This window comes from Collinsella aerofaciens, assembly GCF_039758965.1.
GTDB classification, from domain to species: domain Bacteria; phylum Actinomycetota; class Coriobacteriia; order Coriobacteriales; family Coriobacteriaceae; genus Collinsella; species Collinsella aerofaciens_BR.
This window is the reverse complement of the sequence record NZ_JBDMSL010000005.1, coordinates 64,218-81,320: the sequence shown is the minus strand read 5'-3', so window position 1 is coordinate 81,320 and position 17,103 is coordinate 64,218. Positions and strand designations below refer to the sequence as shown.

Here is a 17,103-nt window from a genome sequence, read left to right as displayed (position 1 = left end):
TGAGCCAGCCGGAGGCGAGGGCGCCGGAGCCAGTCGCGTAGTACCAGGTCCCGCCGTCGAGGACCCATCCGGTCGCCATCGCGCCGGAGGCGCTGAACCAGTACGCTGAGCCGTTGCACGCGTGGAGGCCCGTCACCATGGCGCCGCCCGCGTCGGGGTCGAGCCAGTACCAGGAACCGCCGGTGTAAAGCCAGCCGGTCGAGGCGATACCGTCAGCGAACCAGTACCAGGAGCCGTCGACGAGGCCCCAGCCGTTAAGGGGGCCGCAGCTGCCGAAGTAGCGGCGGACGCCCTGCGCGTCCGTCTGGTAGCCCGTCAGCATGGCACCCGTCCGGGCGTCGAAGCAGTAGGGCACGCCGCCGACGGATACGGGGCCGCGCGCCAGCGCGCCGGAGCCAGTCGCGTAGTACCAGGTCCCGCCGTCGAGGACCCACCCGGTCGACATCGCGCCGGACGAATTAAACCAGTACAGGGAGCCGTTGCACTCGTGAAGGCCGGTAGCCATGGCATGGGTGGAGGGATCAAGCCAGTACCAGGCGCTGCCGACGTAGGCCCAACCGGAGGCGAGGGCGCCGGAGCCCGTCGTGTAGTACCAGGTACCGCCGTCGAGGACCCACCCGGTCGCCATCGCGCCGGAGGCGTCAAACCAGTACGCGGAGCCATTGCACTCATGGAGCCCGATGGCCATGGCATGCGTCGAGGGGTCGAGCCAATACCAGGCCCCATTGGTATAGAGCCAGCCAGAATGCAACGAGACCGGATTGACTGAATCCACATAGAACCAGTTGCCGTCAAACGAATTCCAACCCAGATTCCATTTAACGGATTCTTGAGCAGGACCATCATCAATTGAATCGGAAGGAGAAAGAGTCGAGGGGACGGATTGCCGCTCAAAATCAGTAGGGATGGAGGAGCTTATGGGTTCTGCGTTCGCGATATCAACCACACCGGGTCCAGCGAGCAGTAGAGTTGAAAGAATGATTAGGATTAATGTTATTTGCTTTTTCCTTGCCATGTGCAGCCCCCAGTAGTTACCGATTTTTATATAAACATAGTCTACAAATGGATAGCTAAGAGCAATATGTAATTAGAAAAAAGCAATTAAGGAAGAGTTGCTAGCCGAGCCAAGCGCCATTACTAGCAAAAGAGTATTTCACCCCATCGATTTCTTGAACACCCGTAGTCATAGCGTGCGTCGAGGGGTCAAGCCAGTACCAGGCGCCGCCGACGTAGGCCCAGCCGGAGGTGAGGGCGCCGGAGCTCGTCGCGTAGTACCATGTGCCGCCGTCGAGGACCCATCCGGTCGCCATCGAGCCGGAGCCGTTGAACCAGTACATGGAGCCGTTGCACCCATGGAGCCCGGTGGCCATGGCGTGCGTCGAGGGATCGAGCCAGTACCACGCACCGTTTAGGCTGAGCCAGCCGGAGGCGAGGGCGCCGGAGCCAGTCGCGTAGTACCAGGTCCCGCCGTCGAGGACCCATCCGGTCGCCATCGCGCCGGAGGCGCTGAACCAGTACGCTGAGCCGTTGCACGCGTGGAGGCCCGTCACCATGGCGCCGCCCGCGTCGGGGTCGAGCCAGTACCAGGAACCGCCGGTGTAAAGCCAGCCGGTCGAGGCGATACCGTCAGCGAACCAGTACCAGGAGCCGTCGACGAGGCCCCAGCCGTTAAGGGGGCCGCAGCTGCCGAAGCAGCGGCGGACGCCCTGCGCGTCCGTCTGGTAGCCCGTCAGCATGGCACCCGTCCGGGCGTCGAAGCAGTAGGGCACGCCGCCGACGGATACGGGGCCGCGCGCCAGCGCGCCGGAGCCAGTCGCGTAGTACCAGGTCCCGCCGTCGAGGACCCACCCGGTCGACATCGCGCCGGACGAATTAAACCAGTACAGGGAGCCGTTGCACTCGTGAAGGCCGGCAGCCATGGCACCGCCCACGTCGGGCTCGAGCCAGTACCAGGTGCCACCCTGGCACAACCATCCGGTATACGCTTTGCCGTCAGAGGTTGCGTAATACCAAGTGCCCTCTTTTAACTGCCAGTAATAAAGAGAGACATCAACATACGCGTAATTCATATCAACGTTTCCGCTAATACCAGAAACTTTTCCGCGGCTTGTATACTGCCAAAAGCTGTAACTGCCGGTATAGTGACATTGGGAGTTGTATTGAGCAATCCAATGATCCCAAGAACCGCTCTTAAATACAGGGTCGGTCAATATATTGTTAAACCAATTTAGGTTTGCATAAATGCCTGGCTTATATCCAGCACTAGAAACCTTATTACAGAATATCTGAGCTCTAGATGCAATTCCGGATTGACGACCATCTGCAATAATTGTCTTGTCCTCAAGATCGTAATACACCGGTAGCCTAGGATTGCGCCCCGATAGGCAGTCAATCACCATGGACGCCTCATCGGCTGCCTGTTGATTATCAAAAGCATATGAATAGATATAGACGCCGTAAGGAATTCCGAGTCGCTCGCACTCAGAAATATTTCGATTAAATTGATAGTCAACTCGACCGCCCCAAGATGGAGCGCCAAATCCAACACGCAGTATAGCGAAATCGATACCAGAAGCCTTAACAGCATTCCAGTCAATACGTCCTTGATGCTCACTGACATCGATGCCCTGCGCCGTAGCCCCATCGGGAAGAATGTCCATGGACAATAAGGCTATTCCATCTTCTTCGGAAGAAGCATCCTCTGCGACCAATTGTCCATCCTCATAACGCCAGGAATTCTCAACTAGGGACCGCGCAGCTTCCGCGTTCGAGGGAAAAACAAACACAGAAATGGGCGCAAGGACCATCAGCACCAACAATGCCGAAAATAACTTAAGATGTTTGCTCATGTAAACCTCGTCATTCGTTCTTGTTTGCGTCTAGCTTACAGCATGGCTGTGAAAGATTTCCGAACATCCAACTGGACAAGGCGCCATCTAGGACGACAAATAACTGCACGCAATACCACAATGTAAACAAGAACTTCCCAGCAAGGTGAAACCAAGGACTCCTGGTCCCTACTCTTTGCCCAAAGAATGCCGACATCAGTTAGCTTTCAAACTAGATGTCAAAAAGGCAGGGGGCCCAGAGAGTCCCCTACAACTCGGAATTCTAACGAATCAATATTACTTTCGATGGACCCAAAGCAGTCAAACCAGAAATACGGTTTCCATAACCGTCACTATGCCAAAACAAGTTTTCGCTCGGCGAATTGCCCCAGAAAAAACCGATATGACTATCGTCCGCATATGGATTGTAAGGATTGAAAAATACAATATCCCCCTTACGAGCCAAACCACTACGCAACAACTCATCAATAGAGTTGAAATAAGTCACGTTCGCGCATGTATCGATAGCGTAGCCATACCAACGATACGCGTTAACGCAGCCGCCCCTTCCGGGACCCCCACTCCAAGGCGAATGGCTCTGCTCAGCGGCAATGGGAGCTAAATTACCGCCCGCCTTCATATATGCATGCGATACAAATCCGCCGCAGTTCATACCGGTATACCCGTCCCAACGAGGATCACCCTTTGGATACATGCATGATTCTTGGCTAAGATGCGTATCATAGCGTGTTCCACGGTAATAGCCGTCGTTTTCGTGGCTCATAAGCCAATTGACCAGGCTGGACCTATTGACCCCCAAAACAGAACCAGACGTATTCAACCATGCACCGCTTGCATTGAAGTAGTAGTCAACGCCATCGATTTTCAGCCACCCATTAGCAAACATGGCACCCGAAGGCTGGAGCCAGTACCACGTACCGCCGTCATTAAGCCATCCAGTTTTCATCTTGAATGTGGAAGGGTCCATCCAATACCACGCACCGTTGACATATTGCCAACCAGACTTAAGGACACCATTGGAAGATGCGTAGTACCAAGTATTACCGTTTTCATCAGAAGCGTCATTCGACATAATCCAACCAGATGCCACATTAACGACACCGTTTGCGTCCGCATAGAAAACTGCGTCTCCAATATGAATTGCACCTGGCAATGAAGACAAGTCGGCACGATCGGCGATTACGGGAGATCCATCAGATGAAGTAGGCAACGGCTCGCTCAGTGCTCCAGACGAATTCGCCCATGACATACCGTCGCTCAAGTTGATCCAGCACGAAGATGCCATCGCACCAGAATCATAAGAATAATAGCGCGTGTCGCCTACCGTATATTCACCAGTACGCATTGCGCCGGACACCTCATCAAGGTAATACCAGGCGCTTCCGGACTTTATCCATCGCCCTCGTTGAATTGCTCCGCTTGATGCGGCGTAGTACCAAGTATTATCAGCAAGTGCCCAGCCTGTTGCCATGGCACCTGAACTCGTAAGGAAATAGGAGGATGTACCCACTTGCACAAAGCCCGTGAGCATAATATGGCTTCCTGGATCCAGGTAATACCAAGAATTCCCTAGAAGTAACCAGCCTCCATGCAGCAAGCCGTTGGAGTCAGCGTAATACCAGTTGTTGTCAATAAGCGCCCACTGGGAGGAGAGCATGGCCCCCGATCCGTTAAAGATATAAGGGGTTCCATTGCATGCATTCAACCCGGTGGCCATAGAACCGTCCGCAGGATCAAGCCAATACCAACGGCCCCCATCCGAGAGCCAGCCCTTTACCAGGGCGCCAGAGCCGGAAAAATAATGCCAGACGGAAGCATCAAGATGCCATCCGATAAGCATTGCGCCAGAAGAGGAGAATCCATACGTAGCTCCCCCGATCTGCAGCATCGAGTCGTGGACCATCTTGCCTTCATCATCCAGCCAATACCAGTTGTTGCCGTCTGAAAGCCAGCCTTTTACCATGGCGCCAGAACTGGAGAAATAACGCCAAGCAAAAGTGGAGCCCGTAGAATCTAGGTACCAGCCGACACGCATTGCACCCGAAGAGGAGAATCCATAAGTCGCACCCCCGACTTGGACCAATCCATCCTGAGCCATTCGACCTTCGTCGTCGAACCAGTACCAGCTACCGTTTATATGTCTCCAAGAAGAAACAGCGATCGTTCCGTCGGACAAGCCCCAACGCCAAAAACCAGCCCCTTCTTCGGGTGATATCCACCCCTGATGCCAAACAATTTGATTCGAAACCTCAGAAGGGATCTCATTATCCATCTGAGAGTTCTGCTCGACAGCGAAGGTCGATTCGCGCTGAACATCAACGCCTGACTCGACAGAAGCAATAGCAACGTTAGATGCGGGACCTTCGTCAGTGTTATTCAAATCAAGGGCGTATAACATCGAGGGCGAACCCAAAAGGAGCCCCAAAGAAACAAGGCCCGAAAAGACCAGCACCCCGAATGACCATTTCTTCATAGCAGCACAGTATCCAATCACGCAGTGGCCCCGTCACCTCAGGGCAACGGGGCCTCAATCAAAACTAGCTCAGTAATGTACTAGCCAATTTGCTGGCAGTTTTTGCACTCTCGTGAAGCGCCACGCCTCTGGGCCTCCTGGATAGAGATCTGCGAATAGCCCTTTGCGTCCTTGCCAACGGTACGGCACTTATGCGTATGGTAAACATGGCTACCGCTCTTGTACCAAACTAAACCGTAGCCCGGAATCCACTTGCCGTCCTCGCCGACATAGTAGGAGCCAACCCAGGCATTCGTAGCCATGGCACCGGAAGACTGGAGGTAGTAGTCGCCGACCCAGGCGTCGTGGGCCATAGCGCCGGAACCGCTAAAGTAGTACCAGGCGCCGCCGACCTGACGCCAGCCGGTGGCCATCGCGCCGGAATCGTCGAACCAGTACCAAACTCCACCAACGTTAGCCCAAGAGTTAGAGGCCATAGCGCCCGAACCTCCGAGCCAATACCACGTGCCGCCATTGCTGAGCCAGCCGGTTGCCATGGCGCCCGAACCGCTCGCATAGTACCAAGAGCCGCCTGCCAAGAACCAGCCAGTGGCCATTGCACCGGAGTCGTCGAACCAGTACCAGGAGCCGCCGAGGCTGCGCCAGCTGTTAGCGACCATGGCGCCCGAGCCGTCGAGGTAGAACCACGTACCGCCGATGTTGAGCCAGCCAGTGACCATCGCACCGGAGGCATTAGTGTAGTACCAGGTACCCGAATCGTTAATCCAGCCAGTCAGCATGACCCCAGATTCGTTGAAATAGTACCAAGCCCCGCCGAGATTATGCCAACCGGTCAATAGCTCACCGTCAGAGGTCGCATAGGACCACTTTCCGTAGATGGAGTCGTAGAACCAGCCACTATGCTGCATGCGGCCATCGGCGTTGGCACCAGGGGTGTTCAGGAAGTAGTTCTTGCCGTCAATCTGAACTCGGCCGTATGCCATATCATGGCTTTCGGGATAGAAGTAATACTTGTCCCCACCGATAGACTGCCAGCCCGACACCGCGGTCCCGTCAGCGCCAAAATAGTACTAGACAGCTTCGTATTCGTTATGCCACTGGTTCGTGACCATGGCGCCAGTTTCGGGATCGAAATAGCGAAGGCTGCCGTCCTCGCACCGAACGAGTCCAGTCTTCGGACGACCGTCGGAACACCATTCCGTAATCGGTCCACCGCCTCCGCCACCGCCAGCAATATCAGCAAATGAGGGCGCCGGGGCAACCGTCATGCAGGCAGCGGCAAATGCAACAACTCCCAGCACTGTTAGTCCGTGCCATCTTTCTCGAAGGTTTTTCATACGACATCCTTTCTCCGAGATTTAAGGCTCTCTTAAGTTATTTTTAAACTATCAATTCAGTATTTCAACGGGAAATCGGTAAAAGGTGTCTTTGTGACTGCAATTTAAATATGAGTCGCCACACCTCAACCGTTACGCTAAATAGCTTCTGAGTCAAACCGAGCACATAAGCGAACCAATTTAATACGGCCACCTGAAAAATCCTGACACACGTTTTCGATATGACAAGAGCTGCTTGAACGGGGAGTACTTGAACCCCACCGCCCTTGCAGCTCTTGAGGATACTTTGCCGGAACTTGGCATTACTTCGCACTAAAACGAGAAGTACTCACTGTCGGAGGACAAGTTCGGCCCCAACCATGAATCGCCCGTCAAGAAGAACTCAGGCCAGCGTTGCATGAACAGTGCCTGTTCGCGCTTCCAGCGGCGCAACTTTTCCTCGTTGGCCTCTTCCCTGCCGCGCGAGGTGAACTCGTAGTGATACAGCTCGGCATAGGGCGTATAGATGGTGCGGTAGCCCGCCTCCCATACGCGCAGGCAAAAGTCTGCGTCGTTAAAGCCAACGGCGAATTCCTCGTTGTAGCCTCCGACCTGCTCAAATACGTCGCGTCGCACCATCTGACAGGCACCCGTCACGGCGCTAAAGTTGCCCGGGCGCACAGCACGAGCAAGATAGCCCTCGCGCTTTGCCGAGAAGTCTTGGTTGGCATGGGCAAGTGCGCCGCGCACACCGACCAAAATGCCAGCGTGCTGCACCAGATGGTCGGCAAAATAGAGCTTGGCGCCCACCACGCCCGCATCGGGACGCTGCAGATGCCCCATCATCTCTTCGATAAAATCGGAGCTTATGACCTCGGTATCGTTGTTGAGCAGCAACAGGTAGTCGCCCCTGGCGTGCTCCACACCAAAATTGACGATCTGAGAGTAATTGAACTCGCCCGGCCAGTACACAACGCGCGCGGTGCCCTTACCTTCGGATGCTGCAGCCACGCGCTCCGGCAGGGTTTCGTAATACGCAAACGTCTCCGGGGCTTCGCTGTTGTTCTCCACCAAGACGATCTCGTAGTTGGTATACGTGGCCTTCTGAGCGATCGACGTCACACAGGCATCGAGCGTCTCAACGTGATCCTTGGTGGGAATCACGATGCTCACCAGCGGCGCAGGCTCCGGCAGCGCATAGCGCATGCGGTAGACAAACGGCGTCTCGGTCTCCTCGACCGTTCCGCAAATGCCCAGTGCGTTAAAGTGGCGCTGAAGCGCAAGGCGCCCGGCTTCAATAGCATACGGCTTGCTATCGGCAGAACCATCGGCGGTCGATCCCGGATGAACGCGCCAGTGATACAGCACGTGCGCAACATGCTCAAACCGCGCGCCCGCCGCAAGGCAGCGAAGCGTAAGGTCGTAGTCCTGGGCACCAGCAACATCTTCTGGGGACGTGCCAATGTAATCGATGAGCGCCTTCTCCACCATCAGGAAATGCGTCACACAGTTATGACTATAGAGCAGATCGGCGTTGAGCTTGGTCTTAAAGACCGGCTGACCCCACTCCCCCGTTTTCTGAAACACGTCCTCGTCGCAGAACAGGACCTGGGGGCGCTCGCCCTCGGCCGCCTTATTCAGCGCGGAAACATACTGGAATAACGCGTCCGGTTCCAGAATGTCGTCATGGTCCAAGAACGCGATGTAGTCTCCAGCCGCCTGCTGAATACCAGCGTTGGTGTTGAGCACAATGCCGCCGTTGCCAGGCAGCTCAATACGACGGACCCGCTCGTCATTGGCGGCAGCCGCAAGATTGGCCACTGCATCCCATTCGGGCGAGGCGTCCATAAGCAACAATTCCCAGTTGTCATAGCTCTGGGCTAGCACCGAGTCCAGTAGCTCGCGCAGGTAGACTCGATCGGTCTTGTAGCACGGCACCACAATGCTCACGAGCGGCCTATAGGCAAAAGCCACCGAAGCGACACGCTGGCACGCTAAATCGCCCGGCTTTGCGCGATGCTGCTCAAACCAACGTCGATAAGCCGCGTCGTCTGCACGCGCATCCTTCATGCGGTTCCAGCTGTCGTCGACCATGCCGTTGTACAGGCGACCATCCATAGCGCAAAAACCACTCTGAATCTGCTCCGTGGGATCGCTCGCAATCGCGACAAAATCTCGTATAACCTGGGGCATCTCAACACTCAGATACGTTTTATTGACGCGGCATCCGTCCTGCTGCGGCACATCGACCTGCGACTCAAACACATGCACGGTGGCATCGATCGCATTCATATGCGTATCGAAGATCTGGATCTCAGGGGCGCACTGAGGATCTCCCGCCCACGTAACCTCATAGCGCCACACCGCGCCGGCGTCTGCCGGCAAATAGCGAATGGCATCGATCTCGTAGAGGCCGCAGTGTTCGCCACGCTGCGCATCGCGGATAAGCGCACACAGCGCAGGCTTTGCTTTGTAGTTAATCTTGGATTCCAACTTGGCCACGCGGCTATCGAGGCGAATGGAGCCCAACCTTTGGCCACCGGATGCAAAAACGACATCCATCGACGAGCCATCCAAAAACGGAAGCACCAAGACGGCGAGCTCGCGCTCGTAATCGGAAACGGAAGGGCAAAGCGCCAGCACACGGCCACGATCGACCGGGAGCACCAGCGACGGCACACAAGAACCGCTCGTCGTCGCATGGACAAACGCTTGAGAACCCTCCCGCTCGATAAGCGCGGCGACATCCTGACCGGCAAAACGAAGCAGCACAAACAGACGGCCCTGACTGCGACAAAGTGCCAAACGCTTGATACTCATCTACACTTCTCGCTTTCCCAGGGCGTTCGCTGCCATGCGTTTGCAGGCACCCAGGCGCCCAAACCTCAAGACGTCGTAATCGAACATGAGCTTTTTGCACCCACGGGCATTGGGGGCCTTGCTGGTAAGCGCCGCACGCACCATAGCAGCAACAGAAGAAGCGCATTGTGCGAGCGCAGCATCGCTGCCCACGGCAGAACCGGCAAGCGCCGTGGCAACGGCAGCAAACACCTTGCCGCAGTCCGAACCCAGCAACCTGAGCGCATCGTACAGCACCAGATCGCAGAGGAAGTACGCCAGGTCATCGGCATGCAGGACATCGAGACCGTCGCGCTGCCAGTCAGCCAGCACCGCAGAGTAAATCTTCACGTGCTCCAGCAGACGTGTCTCGTCGTCGTAGCGCATGGCGTCCATAAGCGAACCCTTGCGCGCCACGCGGTAGTCATACAGCTTGTTCGAGATAAGCGCGGTCTTGTGCGAACGACCGTACACGGCAAAATCGAAGACCTGGTCCTCGCCATACGTAACGGTATCGTCGAACACGATCCCGTTATCCAGCAAAAACTCACGCTTGCAGGCGGTGCGCCATGCAAAGGGGCGAGATGCTTCCTTAAACAGCAGATTGGAGCTATAGCCTTCAAACGACACATCGCGCGGGCTCAGCACATAGTTAAGCCACGGATACCCCGCCTCCAGCGGATACGGGTTCGCGCCAAAGGTCAAAACGTCGCAGTCCTCGCACTCAAAGGCATCGACGATCACGCGGCATGCATCGGGCGTAAACCGGTCGTCGGAATCCAAAAACGTGACGATAGGCGCCGTGGACGCAGCGATGCCTGCATTACGTGCACTCGACAGGCCACCGTTCTCCTTATCGACCAGCGTAAAGCGCGCATCCTTTTCGCAATAAGCGGCCGCAATATCGCGCGAGCCATCCGGTGAGCCATCGTTGACCAGCACGCCCTCCCAATCGAGCATATCCTGCGCAAGCAGGGAGTCCAGGCACCAGGCCAGGCACTCCTCCACTTTATAGATGGGAACGACAACGGAAATCTTGGGGGTAACCATAATCACTCGCTCCTACAGTGCGGCCGGAACGTCATCAGGGTGCGGGTTGTCGCCGTAGGTGCGCTGATACGTCAGCACGCGCCAGACCAGCGGCAGGCCGCCAATCTTAAAGTAGTGCTTAAACGTATTGAGCTTGCCGGGCTTCTTAAAGTCAAAGCGCGAATCGATATAGGCGCGGGGCGACTTGACCATCAGGCGCAAGTCGGTCTCGCCACGCGGATCGAACAGCGACAGGTCAAAGCGACCGGCATCCCAATCGGCCTTGAGATCGGACGAGGCTTTCTTCCAAAACTGCTCACGCAATTCATCGACCAGACGCTCATCATTCCAACGATACGTATCGACCTTCATGCGCATTAAAATGCCCTGGAGCTGAGCCTTGAGCTCAGGACGCTCGTCCAAAAAACGTTGCATCTCGGCATATTCGTCGCACACGCAAAACACCTTGTTGGGCGAATTAACGGAGCTCTTCTCGTTATCCTGGCGATAGCACAAAATAGGGTCCGCGATAAACGCGGCGCGCTCGGCGCAAGCCCAAACCTTAAAGTTAAAGCCTGCGTCCTGATACGAGGCACCCGGCGTGGGAAGGAACCGAATCTGATTGTCGTTGAGGAACTCGCGCCGATAGATAGCCGACCAAATGGAAGGTTTGCGGTAGAAGATGCCCGGGCGATCGACGGGGCGATACGCGGCGCCCGTCATATGCTCGTCGATAATCCCAAACAGCTCACGGCGCTCGCTGGGCGTGGACCAATACAGGTAAAAGTCGCCCTTCACCACATCGGCATGCTCAGCATCGGCCTTGGCGACCAGCTTTTGGAGCGAGTCCTCAAACATAAAGTCGTCGGACTCAAGGATGCCCACGTACTCACCGCGCGCCATCTCCAGACCGCGGTTCATCGAGTCGCCGTAGCCGCTGTTGGCTTTGTCGATCATCTTTACACGGGGGTCGCGCTCCATGTACTCGCGGATGATATCAGGCGAACTATCGGTAGAACCGTCGTTAATGCAAATGATCTCAATGTCTTTGAGCGTCTGCGCAACGGCAGAACCGAGGCACTCGCGCAGGTAGCGTTCGACATTGCAAATAGGAACAAGCAGCGAAACTTTAGGGTTATCAGAGTTCTGCAAGAGAACCTCCTGTTGAATAGCGTGTAACAGGGTTATTTTAGCAGCCGAGTTGCGGCGGGCGGCAGCGCTTGGAATTAGATAAAGCGCTCCAGGCAGGCTTTGAGACCGCGAGTCGAAAGATAGAACAGCGTGGCGTCTGCCATCGTAACGCCCGAGGTCGCCGCAACGAGCTTGTGGGCAACACGGCGAACGGCGCCCTTAGCAGGCACATCCGCCCACTCCGTTCCCAAAAACGTCGTGAGGTCCATGTTGACGCGAGCCGCCACGCGATGGAAGTCATCGGCATCCAAGCGCGCCAGGTCGAACACAATTAAGTCCAAAAACCAAGTTATCAGCTCGCCGGGGCACAGGTCCATAAGACCGTAGCCCGCCCAGTCCTCCAAGACCTCCTCGAGCATTCTCATATGGGCATCGAGCTTTTTGGCGCGAGCCTCGACACTGTTGAACTCGTGCGTCGCCGATTCGCTCTCCATCACGTAGTGGTAGAACTTGTCCGGCATGACGACGGTCTTGTGGGCAAGCGCATAAGCCGCAAATTGGAAGACGACGTCCTCGCCCAAAGCCAGACCGGGGGCGAAGCGAATGCCTTCGCGATTGAGCAGCTCGCGCGAAAAAGCCGCACGGCAGGCATAGGGCTGCGCATTCGAATGGAACAGCAGTTGGGGATCACGGGCGCCGAAGGTGCCAGCTTTGGGGCTCATGAGTTGCTGGACACGTTTGGGGGCAGCATCGGCAGGTTCACAGACGCCGCCAAAAACGGCGGCCTCGGCATCCGCAGACTCCATGGCATGCAGCACGCGCTCGACCGTCTGGGCATCGATGTAATCGTCGGCGTCCACAAAAAAGACGGTCTCGCCCTCGGCGGCATCGATACCGGCATTTCGAGCACACGAGACACCCGCATTTTCCTGGTCAATCACCAGTACGCGATCGTCAGCCTGCGCGATCTGGCGCAACACGTTCAACGAATCATCAGTCGACCCGTCGTTGACGCAGACAACCTGAATCGAGCGCTCGGACTGGGCCAACAGCGAATCAACGCATCGCTGAATGGAGCGCGCAGAGTTGTAAACGGGGACGACAATGGTAGCTTTAGGACACGAGGCCTCTCCCATGCCGACCTACCCCCTCAGCGATTCGATGAGGAAGGCGGCGACCACACCTGGGCCTCCAACCGAGGCGTAATACTTAGCACGCCCCAAGGCACCATCCGTCGCAAAACTCGGATGCTCGTCAACCCAGCCCTCAGGATCTTTGAGGATGGCAGCGAGGTTCGCGCGCTTCCACGGCTTGAGGTCGTCAAGCGAAAAGTCCCCGGCATCCAAGGCCGCCTGAAATTCCTTGGCCATCTGAGCCAGGAACTCCTTATAGAACTTAGGCGCCAAGCGCACATAGTTCCACATATACGAGTCGTACTTAATGAGCTGATTGAACTTGAGCATGCGCGCGACGTCATCGCTTGCGTGATCGCGGGCAAAATCCTCTCGGATCCAACGTTCGATCTCGGCATACTCGGTATTGACGCAAAAGACCTTAGCCGAAGAATTGACCGAGGAGTTCTCGTTGTCCTGACGATACGAAAGCACGGCATCGTGCAGGTAAACGGCCTTGTCGGCGCAGGCAATCACCTTAAAGGCAAACGACGTGTCCTGAAAGGATGCTCCCGGAGTCGGCAAGAACTTGATGCCGTTGCGCTCAAGAAAATCGCGACGGTACACAGCCGACCAAATCGACGGTTTCTGCTTAAAGAACTGCGTCGTGTCGCTCGGGTGCACCGGCTTACCGCAGTCCTTGGCCTTAAACATCTCGTGCAGCGAACGGCGCTCCTCGGGCTTAGACCAGTAGAAATCAAAGTTCGCCTTCGCAAAGTCGGCATTATTGCTATCGGCGGCCGAGACAAGCTTTTCGAGTGCGTCGGGCGCCATAAAGTCATCGGACTCCAAGATGCCAACGTACTTGCCACGCGCCATCTCCAGACCGTGGTTCATCGAGTCGCCGTAGCCGCTGTTGGCCTTGTCGATCATCTTGACGCGCCTATCGCGCTCCATATACTCGCGGATAATCGCCGGCGAGTTGTCGGTCGACCCGTCGTTAATGCAGATGATCTCAATATCCTTGAGCGTCTGCGCCAGGGCGGAATCGAGGCACTCGCGCAGGTAGCGCTGAACATTGTAAATGGGAATAAGCAGCGACAGAACAGGGCTGCCAGAGGCGTTAGTAGACAAATGTGCTCCTTAGGAAATACCTGTCGTTTCATGGTATCAAAGGGTCAGCGCGCCAGCGGGCGTTTATATAATCTATGGAGCCTCTTGCGGGCAAAGCAGCCCCACGTCATGCGGCGGGCCCATGGCAGGTTCCTGCGTTTTATTCAAAGCTTGCCGCCAAGGTGCGCCGAGCCTTTACAATAGGACAGTCCCAAGGACGTATTCGATAGCTTCCGTGCAGCGCATGCGCGCCGCACGTGAAAGGATATATTGCCCCATGCCTTCAACCCTTCCCGCTCCCATCGATAAGCTCGCCATCGTTGTCGTTACGTACAAGCGCCAGGAGCTCTTGGCCAACCTGTTCGACTCTATGACCGAGCTCACGGCAACGCCCTGGCGCATCGTGATTGTCGATAACGAGAATTCGCGCGAGACCGAGGCCATGTGCACCGCATTCAACGAGCGCCTGGCCAACCTGTGGGGCACCGACATCGATCAGCCCGACGCGAAGGTCGGCACCGACCGCGTTATCTACGCGCCGCAGGTTGAAAACGGTGGCGGCGCGGGCGGATTTTCCGCCGGCACCAAATGCGCCTATGACCTGGGCGCCCAGTGGTTTTGGGTCATGGACGACGACGTGCTCGTCATCCCCGAAGGTATCGAGCGTCTTGCCAAGTGGACCGACCGCTACGATGTCATCCAGGGTTCGCGCCTGGACTTTGACGGCGGCGCCTTCTTTTGGCAGTACCAGCTCATCCTCTCGCTCGGCATCCCCAACCCTGTCGCCAAGTGGGACTTGGGCCCCGAGGGCTACCGCGCCATGAACCAGCTGTGCTTTGAGGGCGGCATGTTCTCACGCCGCGTAGTCGACAAGATCGGCCTGCCCGATGCGCGCTTCTTTATCTACGGCGACGATGCCTGCTACGGCTACGTAGCCAGCCAACACTTCCCCGCCGCCGTGGTCGCCGACGTGGTGCTCAAGCGCGCCCGCGCCGTCTCTAACTGGGATATCGCCGGCAAGCGCCAGCTCAACTCTACGAGCGACACCAACCGTTACTACATCATGCGCAACCGCGGTTATCTGGCCCGCTACATGCAGATTTACGGCGACTATCACCCCGTGCTGTTCCGTCTGGGCAACGTCGCGACCTTCTGCAAGGAGTTCATTCGCCTGGCTGCGGTCGATAAGTGCTTTAAGACCGGTATTCCGGCGCTGCGCCGAGGCATGAAGGACGCCCGCAAGATCGTCAAGGATCCCAACTGGAAGCCCATGCCGCCCCTGAAGGACGCGGAGTAACGGAAGCCGGAAACACCTCGGCGCTTAAAGCAGCTGGCACACCGTAGCCACATGCTGCCCATCAAAACCGAACCCCCAGCGCATGCGACCCACGCCGGGGCGCGGTACACGGATTTCGTCGATGCCGCCGCGCTCTATGTCGAGTAGCGACTGCACGGCCAGCAATTCCAGGCCCAACGCATCCACATCGGGGTCATACATCAAGTTAATCGTTATCAGCGGGCGCTCGTCCAGCATGCCAATCGTGTCTGCTACGTCGAACACAGCACCCGTAGGGAAAACCTGGATGTCCCAGCGACCCGCGCCACACTTTCGCCTCGAGGCAGGATTGGCATAGCCCGGCAAGCCAAAGCAGAGCCCCTGCAAGAGCAGATGATATGGCAGCGGCGTATCTAGGTCGGTCTCACCGATTCCCGCATCACCCAGGATGCGGCTTAGCGCCCGCCTCACCGCATCCTCATCCCCACGGCACAGCCCGTCGCGAAACGCATCGACGTCTCGAATGTCTTCGGCAGCGCACTCAAACCACTCAACAATCACTAGACGCAAGGCCTGTCGAAGCTCGTTATTGGGCAATCGCAAAGCACGGAGGCGATCGCCATGCTCTGGCTCCTCAGTCATATCCGTCGTAAGAAAACCGGACAGATATAGCGCTGTCCACATGCCATCGTCAGGCGAGACATCTGGCTCTGCAGTGCCCAAACAAAGCGGGACCTCAGCGCACCCATGGGCCTCGAGCAAATCAAAGAAGACCGAAAGGCGGTCGAGATTCCACCCGGCAACTACCCTACTCAGGCAATCGGCATATCCATACAGATCGGCACGCACAGGCGCCGTACAGCCTCGGTCCAGAAAACCGATCACACGCTCTGGACTCGAGCAATAGGCCCTGCCAAACCGATACCCCTCGAGCCATTCACGCGCATCATCAAGGTATTCCTCGCGCCCAGCATGATTCAACAGAGCCTGGACCTCGGCATCCGAAAAGCCGAACCAACGGTCACACCAGGTCGAAAGCGGCGTCGTCAGACAATACGAGCAGCCATGCAAAGAAAGCGCCACTTCAGCAGGACGGGGACACTCCCCCATCAGACACGTCAGCCGCAACGAATCGCCCGCAGTGGCAATGGCCTCGAAAAGCACGCGATCAAATAGATCCGCCGAATCGGCGCCGGAAGCGCCCCTCGCGCTCGCACGGCCCAACCACGCCGCGTCGTACCCATCAACGAGCAATACAACCTGCTCATCGCAGGCCATCTTCAGCAGCTCTATGAGCACACCGAGCACCGAGTCAACCTCGTCCGCGCTCGCCACGCCGCGCGCGACGCGTTCGATGTGACGCACCTTATCTCGAGCTAAATCCGGAGCCCCCAAGAGCGCCAACAAGCGAGCGCACTCGCCCGAAAGGACATCGCGCACGACGCCGGCAACAGCGGGGCCACGCCTCGTAGCGCCAGAAAAGTCCAGCGATATCACCGGATAGCAAGCATACTCATCCCGATAACGCCCGCCGTCTGCATCCCAAATCTGAGCATCGGCAAACGAGCTCCGACCGGCGCGACCGACCGCAGGACGCTCCAGAAAAGCCCTGAGCATCGACAAGTTCATGCTCTTGCCAAAACCCTCGGGTCGACAGCACACCACAACGGACGCGTCGCAGTCCAACGCATCGGCAATAAACATGGTCTTGTCGACCAGCGTGCAGCAACCAAGAGCCTCCGCATAGTCGTGCATGCCAATGGGCAAAACTGCATCGTCGACACAGCCAATCAAACGCACGTCAAAGCCGGCAGCACAACCATTATTTGCCTGTTCAGACACCAAAACGTTCCCCCTAAATCGCAGCACGACGCCAATTGTAATGACCGCATCGCATGTACCGATGTCACCGCGCAAACATATCGGGCAACGGTAGCAACAAGAGGCGTGAGGGGGCACAACCAAT

Annotated in this window: 11 protein-coding genes and 1 pseudogene; 1 reads left to right on the top strand and 11 read right to left on the bottom strand. The window is 56.8% G+C overall.

The window, feature by feature from the left end; all coding sequences use genetic code 11:
- The 10 genes and pseudogenes from ABHU32_RS02685 to ABHU32_RS02640 all read right to left on the bottom strand — a co-directional run.
- Positions 1-1,015, bottom strand: a pseudogene (locus ABHU32_RS02685) (hypothetical protein); the annotation flags it as partial.
- Positions 1,016-1,115: 100 nt separating this feature from the next.
- Positions 1,116-2,849 (bottom strand): GH25 family lysozyme, encoded by a 1,734-nt coding sequence (locus ABHU32_RS02680; protein WP_346978831.1) that lies wholly within the window; start codon positions 2,847-2,849, stop codon positions 1,116-1,118.
- Positions 2,850-3,111: 262 nt separating this feature from the next.
- Complete coding sequence (locus ABHU32_RS02675; protein WP_260698881.1) at positions 3,112-5,322, bottom strand: hypothetical protein; 2,211 nt, start codon at positions 5,320-5,322, stop codon at positions 3,112-3,114.
- Positions 5,323-5,402: 80 nt separating this feature from the next.
- Positions 5,403-6,305, bottom strand: a complete 903-nt coding sequence (locus ABHU32_RS02670; protein ID WP_346978830.1) for a PspC-like choline-binding domain-containing protein — start codon at positions 6,303-6,305, stop codon at positions 5,403-5,405.
- An 87-nt stretch (positions 6,306-6,392) separates the two neighbouring features.
- Positions 6,393-6,659: a hypothetical protein gene (locus ABHU32_RS02665; RefSeq protein ID WP_346978828.1), complete on the bottom strand. Its 267-nt coding sequence runs from the start codon at positions 6,657-6,659 to the stop codon at positions 6,393-6,395.
- A 312-nt stretch (positions 6,660-6,971) separates the two neighbouring features.
- Positions 6,972-9,458, bottom strand: coding sequence for a glycosyltransferase family 2 protein (locus ABHU32_RS02660; protein ID WP_346978826.1), 2,487 nt, complete (start codon positions 9,456-9,458; stop codon positions 6,972-6,974).
- Positions 9,459-10,526, bottom strand: coding sequence for a glycosyltransferase family 2 protein (locus ABHU32_RS02655; protein ID WP_346978825.1), 1,068 nt, complete (start codon positions 10,524-10,526; stop codon positions 9,459-9,461).
- 12 nt (positions 10,527-10,538) lie between these two features.
- Positions 10,539-11,657 carry a glycosyltransferase family 2 protein gene (locus tag ABHU32_RS02650; protein WP_346978823.1) on the bottom strand — a complete coding sequence of 373 codons (1,119 nt, stop codon included), beginning with the start codon at positions 11,655-11,657 and terminating at the stop codon, positions 10,539-10,541.
- Positions 11,658-11,731: 74 nt separating this feature from the next.
- A complete protein-coding gene (locus tag ABHU32_RS02645; RefSeq protein WP_346978822.1) occupies positions 11,732-12,772 on the bottom strand; it encodes a glycosyltransferase family 2 protein in 1,041 nt (346 codons plus the stop codon).
- A 6-nt stretch (positions 12,773-12,778) separates the two neighbouring features.
- Positions 12,779-13,882, bottom strand: coding sequence for a glycosyltransferase family 2 protein (locus ABHU32_RS02640; protein WP_346978821.1), 1,104 nt, complete (start codon positions 13,880-13,882; stop codon positions 12,779-12,781).
- A gap of 256 nt (positions 13,883-14,138) precedes the next feature.
- Here ABHU32_RS02640 and ABHU32_RS02635 point away from each other — a divergent pair, with 256 nt between their 5' ends.
- Positions 14,139-15,158 carry a glycosyltransferase gene (locus tag ABHU32_RS02635; protein ID WP_346978820.1) on the top strand — a complete coding sequence of 340 codons (1,020 nt, stop codon included), beginning with the start codon at positions 14,139-14,141 and terminating at the stop codon, positions 15,156-15,158.
- A gap of 24 nt (positions 15,159-15,182) precedes the next feature.
- On the opposite strand, the gene ABHU32_RS02630 is transcribed toward ABHU32_RS02635, so the two are convergent.
- Positions 15,183-16,979, bottom strand: a complete 1,797-nt coding sequence (locus ABHU32_RS02630; RefSeq protein WP_346978819.1) for an AAA family ATPase — start codon at positions 16,977-16,979, stop codon at positions 15,183-15,185.
- Positions 16,980-17,103 lie beyond the last annotated feature (124 nt).